This window comes from Streptomyces adustus (assembly GCF_009377175.1).
Classification (GTDB): domain Bacteria; phylum Actinomycetota; class Actinomycetes; order Streptomycetales; family Streptomycetaceae; genus Streptomyces; species Streptomyces adustus.
This window is the reverse complement of sequence record NZ_VJZD01000383.1, coordinates 1-5,767: the sequence shown is the minus strand read 5'-3', so window position 1 is coordinate 5,767 and position 5,767 is coordinate 1. Positions and strand designations below refer to the sequence as shown.

At 74.0% G+C, this 5,767-nt stretch carries 3 protein-coding genes; 1 reads left to right on the top strand and 2 read right to left on the bottom strand.

Annotated features, from left to right (window positions below; genetic code table 11):
- The first annotated feature begins 110 nt into the window (after window positions 1–110).
- Window positions 111–2,549, top strand: coding sequence for a hypothetical protein (locus FNH09_RS47950; RefSeq protein ID WP_202919880.1), 2,439 nt, complete (start codon window positions 111–113; stop codon window positions 2,547–2,549).
- A 51-nt stretch (window positions 2,550–2,600) separates the two neighbouring features.
- On the opposite strand, the gene FNH09_RS43790 is transcribed toward FNH09_RS47950, so the two are convergent.
- On the bottom strand, window positions 2,601–3,611 hold the full coding sequence (locus FNH09_RS43790; protein ID WP_162470004.1) for a hypothetical protein: 1,011 nt from the start codon (window positions 3,609–3,611) through the stop codon (window positions 2,601–2,603).
- A 68-nt stretch (window positions 3,612–3,679) separates the two neighbouring features.
- Window positions 3,680–5,767, bottom strand: a 2,088-nt coding sequence (gene fxsT, locus FNH09_RS43785; protein ID WP_152895444.1) for an FxSxx-COOH system tetratricopeptide repeat protein, incomplete at its 5' end; no start/stop codon positions are given.

Sequence of the window (5,767 nt, the reverse complement as noted above, 5' to 3'; positions counted from 1 at the left end):
GCGGCCGCCCGGCCCCGTACCGACCCGATCCTCCGCGGCACCCACCCGCAGTGATCCCCGCACCCGCCCGCCGCTCGGAAGCCGAAACCGGACACACGAGGAGTGCCATCGTGGCCCCAGACAGTGGAGACATCTGGCACGAGAACCCCTTCCCGCTGATCCCGGTCGTGCGCCTCGGTCCGGCGTCCGACCTGGGGGATCCATCGGTCCGAGGGGCCGACTCGGGCAACGCGCACATCACCACCCCGCTGGTGCGGGACCTCCGGGCGCTCGTCGACGACTACTTCGCGCCGCCCGCCGCCCCCGGCCGACGCGGCCGGGCCATCGCCCTGGTGGGCGGGTTCGGCCTCGGCAAGAGCCATGCGCTGCGCCGCACGTACCAGACGGTGCGCGAGCGGCACTCCGAGGCGGCGATGTGGATCGTGGACGAGCCGGCACAGGACATGGGGCGCCTCTACCGCGACCGGCTGCGCGGTCCCGGCGACTCGGTGCAGGGCCGGCAGGCCTTCGAGGAGCTGGTGCGGGACTACTACGCCTATGTGACGGCGGGCTGGGTGGGCGCGCAGGAGGACGATCCGCGCCGGGACACCCTCCAGGAGATCGCGACCGGGCTGCGGGAACGCGCGCTGGATCCGGACAAGGTGGTGGCGGCGCTGCGCTACGACCCCGAGGTGATCCACGCCGATCTGCGGGGCACGCTCGGCGAGGTCACGGAGCACCGCAGGTTCGCGACCGCGCTGGCGCTGCTGCTGGAGCCGCCGTTCAAGCGGATGGTGTGGAACTGGCTCGGTGGCGAGGAACCGGCCGAGCCGCTGCGCGAGCGGGGCATCACGGAGGCGATCGGCCCGTCCGGCGGCGGGGCGGCCAACCCGGCCGGTATCGACCGGGTGTTCGACGCGCTGGCGGTGCAGGGCTTCCTGCACGGCCGGGTCGGCACCGCCTACGTGCTGCTGCTCGACTCCCTGGAGAAGGTGCTGGACTGGCCGGAGGAGAACCGGCGCACGTTCATGGACGCCTTCGAGCGCCTGGTCAACATCTACACCAGCCATGGCGGTCTGCTCGTGTTCTGCACCTCGCCGGAGGGACTGCGGGCGCTGCGGGCCGGCATGCACGAGCGGGTGGTGCAGCTGTGGCCGACGGGGCTGAGCGACGAGCACACCCGGGAGCTGGTCGCCAAGTACCTCGCGGCGAGCCGTGAGAACGCCGGGACGGCGCCGGACACGGGGCCGTTCGAGGAGGAGGCGCTGCGGCTGCTGCACGAGCTGACCGAGGGCGTGCCGCGCGAGGTGCTCAAGGTGTGCCGACAGGCCTGGCAGCTGAGCGAGGAGCCCGAGGAAGCCCCCGAATTCGAGGAAGCCGCGGATGCCGGAGCGGGGGGCTCGTCCGGCTCCCTGTCGGATTCCGGGTCCGGTTCCGTGGGCGGCTCCGAGAACGGTTCGGGGTCCGGTTCCGGTTCCGGTGCCGCGACCGGCGACCACGGCGGCGCGGACGGCGGCCGCAGGCTGGTGGTGCGCCGGGTGACCGGGGCCACGGTGCTGAAGGCGGTACGGGAGCTGCACGAGCGCGTGTCGTACCGCAAGGTCCTCGACGATGTGCACGACGCGCTGGACCTCGGGCAGTGGCGGATCGCCTCGCGGGATCCGGTGCCGGCCCGGCTGTCGCGTTCGCCGGGCGGCCGGGACGAGGTGGTGCACTGGCTGTCGCCCGCCCCCAACGCCTATATCGCGGTGGTCCACACCCGTTCGGTGCTGCTCGCCGACGACGCCGAACGCATCGCGGCCCATGTGCACGGGCTGCGCAGCGCGGTGCGCCCGGGACGGTTCGAGGCGCTGCTTCTGGTCAACGGGCTGGTGTCGCAGGCGATGCAGGACCGGCTCGGGCGGTCGATCGGCTCCCGGCCGCTGGTGTACCGGCAGGGCGGGTTCGCGCAGACCGTGCACGAGGCGTTGCTGCAACTGGAACGCCGTCTGGTCGAGGAGCAGCGGGAGGGCGACCTCGCCGAGCTGGGCGAGCGGATGCGGCGCGACCTGGAGCAGCAACAGGCCGCCCAGTTGGAGGAGCTGCGTCGTGCCGTCGCGGCGCTGGCACTGGAGAACGTGCCGAGAGGGACCGTCCCGGCGACCGCAGTGCCCGGAGGCGAACCCGAGCCGGAGACGCCCGAGTTGCCGGTTCCGGTACGACGCAGGTTCCGCGACGCGCTGGCGATGCTGGAGACGGTGACGCGACGGGTGGCGGGCCGGGCGGTGAACCGGCGGGTCGCGGCGACGCCCGCCGATCTCAGCGTCCTGGGCTGCGCCACCCTGGTGCGGGAACTGACCGAGGACTTCCGGGGCTCGGTCTCCGCCTGGGCGCGCGGTGCGCTGCCGGGCGCGCCGACAGAGCACCAGCTGAGCGAACTGCGCCGGATCTGCCGGGAGTACGAGTGCGCCGTCGAGGTGCTGCCGGTGCATCTGCTGGGCGGCGCCGAGCCACAGCATCCGCTGACGCCCGCACGCGCCGTGGAGATACTCGCCGAGGAGGTGTGGGGCTCCCTCAGCGCGGTGCCTTGAGCCGGGCGACGGGTCCGGGCCCCGTAGCGGGAGGGGCCACGGGGCCTTCGGTCACCGCTGCGGCGGGATGATGCCGCCCACCGCGTGGGCGAGTTGCTGCAAGCCGCGTTCGGCGTGGTCGACCTGGCGCTGGTCGAGGGTGACGCCCAGGAGGAACGCGCCCGCCGAGGTCCAGTGCACGTACACGGCGCCCTCCTGTACGTCGAGGACGAGCCGGTCCACGGGGGCGCGGCCGGCCTCGGGCGGGGCGACCAGGGCGAGGGCGTCGGTGAGCCGGACGAGGTGGCCGCGCAGGCTTCTGGAGAGGTCCCGGTAGGCGGTGCGCCGGGTGCGGACGCTGACGTCGATGAACCGCGGCCCGAGTTCATGGGCGTCGAAGACGTCGCCGACGCAGACCAGGGCCCAGTCGCGGTAATAGCCCGCGTACTGGAGGTCGGTGGTGTTCACATGGGTGCGCCACAGGCCGCGCAGCCGCTCCTCGTACGCGATATCGGGTTCGGCGGCCGTACCGAAGTCGACGTGCGGGCCGGCCGGTTCGGCCGTGATGCGCCGGTACGCCTTGGCGTCGGGGTCGCCGCCGGGCAACTCGTCGGGCAGCGAGTGCACTTCGGTACGGATCCGGGTGACGAGCCGGTTCATGGCGGCGTCCATGGCGGGGACCCCGTCGGGCAGGTCCGTCACCGCGGCCAGGAACTCGCCGGGGCGGGCCCGGCCGCCCCACAGGCCGCCGCGCGTGTTGGCGACGACCGTGCGCATCAACTCGCCGGTCCCCAGCGGCCGCAGGACCGTGCCCAGATCCTGGGCGCACAGCAGCAGTCGGCTGCCGGGCAGCGCCTCGCTCTCGTCCTCGTCGCCCAGTTCGGTGACCAGGCTGCTGAGCGGGGCGCGCGGGACGCGGAAGACGGTGAAGTCGAGGATGCCGTTGCTGTAGTGGGACAGGGAGCGGATCTGCGGTGTCCGCGCGACCTCCTCCTCGCACAGGGCGGTGATCCGGCCGTGACGCCTGTCGGCCCAGTGCGACTCCTTCAGTGTGTCGGTGCGTCGGTGTGCGGGAGCTGCCACGGGTGCTCGCCTTTCGGTGGGTGAGTGCGGGCTGCTTGCGGCCGGCCGGTACCGGTTGCGGTGGTGCACTACACGTCGGGCAGCTCCAGGTCGATGTCGTAGCCCGACGGGGGCGCCGGGCGGGTGGATCCGGTCGCGGTGAGCCGGTCGAGGTGCTGGCTCACCCGGCGCCCGTCGGGGCGGTGCGCGACGCCGAGGTCGCGCAGCCGGGTCAGCGCGGTCCCGGCGAGCGCGGCCGCCTCGTCGGTCCGTCCCGCGGCGGCCAGCGTGGCGGCCAGGGAGTTCTCCGCGGCGGCGACCCAGGGGTGGGCCTGGCCCAGCTTGTGGCCGAGGAGGTTCAGGGCGCCGCGGCCCACCTCCTCGGCCAGCCGCGTCTCGCCCGTGGCGCGCAGATAGACGCCGTGGCGCACCTGGCACAGGGCGGTGTACGGGTGGCCCGCGCCGAACCGCCGGGCGAGGGTGTCCCCGCACTGCCGGGCCTGGGTCTCGGCCTCGTCCGCCTTGCCGAGGGCGTGCAGGTCGGCGGCGTAGCTGAACTGGCAGCGCAGGGTGTCGAACCGGTCGGGGCCGAACCGGCCGATGTAGATGCGCAGCGCCCGCTGGTCGCGCTCGTGGGCGAGTTCGTAGCCGTAGCGGGGATCCTTGACGGCCGGGAAGCCGTCGGCGAGCCGACGCTCGCTGACGGCCAGGCCCACCTCGGTGTTGAGCCGGTCGCCGTCCCAGACGTCGCCGTGGCGGCGCAGTCGCTGGCGCAGCAGGTCGTGCGCCTCGCCGGCGCGGCCGGCCGAGCGGTAGAGGTAGGCGAGCAGGTCGGCGCTCTCCCAAGCCTCCTCGTCGTCCGTGCCGCCGACCGCCTGCCGGTAGCGGAAGCGCTCCTGGAGGCGGGTGAGGGCACGGGCGACCCGTCCGGTCAGCGCCTCGGTGAGGGCCACGTTGTGCTCTACCTGGAGGGTGGCGGGATGTTTCCAGCCGAGCAGCAGCTCCAACTGCTCCAGCGCGGGGCGCAGCTGGAGCAGGGCGTCGTCGAACCGGCCGACGGCGCGCAGGGTCGCGGCGTAGGAGTCGGCGGACAGCAGGGTGCGGGGATGGGTGGTGCCCAGCAGCCTGCGGTGTCCCCCGAGCGCCTCCTGGGCGAGACGGCGGGAGGTGTCGTAGTCGCCGCGCAACCGGTGGGCGCGGGCGGTGAAGTTGAGCAGTCGCAGGTACTCGGGGGACTGTTCGTCGTCGTCGGCGCGCCACCAGGACCGGGCCAGTCCGGCGATCTCCAGGAGCCGGTCCAGGTCGGCGGACTCGGCGCGCCGGCTGAGCGCGCCGAGGTGGCGCAGCAGCGAGCGGCGCACCCGGGGCCGGGGGTCCTCCCACAGGCGCAGCGAGTACACCTCGCGGGCCCAGTCGGCGGGCAGTTCCTGGTTCTCCTGCGGGGCGTACTCGGCGAGGATTCCGCGCAGCACCGACTCGATGTGGCGGCGGTCGGCGTCGTCCATGCCGGCCCTGATCAGGTCGCGCAGTCCGTGATGCTGGGCGAGGGGCTGTTCGGCGCGGTCGAAGTCGACGTCGAGGAGGCCGACCTGGGCGAGTGCCCACAGGGCGACGCTCACCATGTGCTCGTCGGGCAGCTGTACGTCGTCGGGGTGGCGGGTGCTCGCGGCGGTGACCGGTCGGTCGGCGTCGTCGTCGCGGGCCAGTTCGGACAGGATGCGGCGCGAGCGCAGCAGTTCCAGTCCCATGCCGCGGCCGGTGAGCAGGGACGCGGCGTCCAACAGCCAGCCGAGGGCGTCGCGTTCGGGGCTCTCGGCGCGCCAGGCGGCGGCTCCCGGGGTGGACTGCGCGACCCGTCGGGCGACGCGGACCATCACGGCCACCGGGGCCACGCCCTCGCTGTGGCGCAGCAGTTCGGTCTTGCCGGCGCGGTACTCGGCCAGCACGTCGCCGACGGCGGCGCGCAGCGCGGCGTCCGGGTTCATGTGGTCCTCGCGGCGGTGGGCCGCGGCCCGTTCGGCCAGGCAGTGGGCGGCCAGGTGCAGGGCGTGCGGCACGAAGTCCACGACGTTGCCGAGCTGTCCGGCCTGCTGCTCGGTGATCTCCGAGACCCGGTCGGCGAGCAGCGCGCGGCTCTCCTCCGGGGTCATCGGGGGGATGGCCAGGGGGGTGAGGTG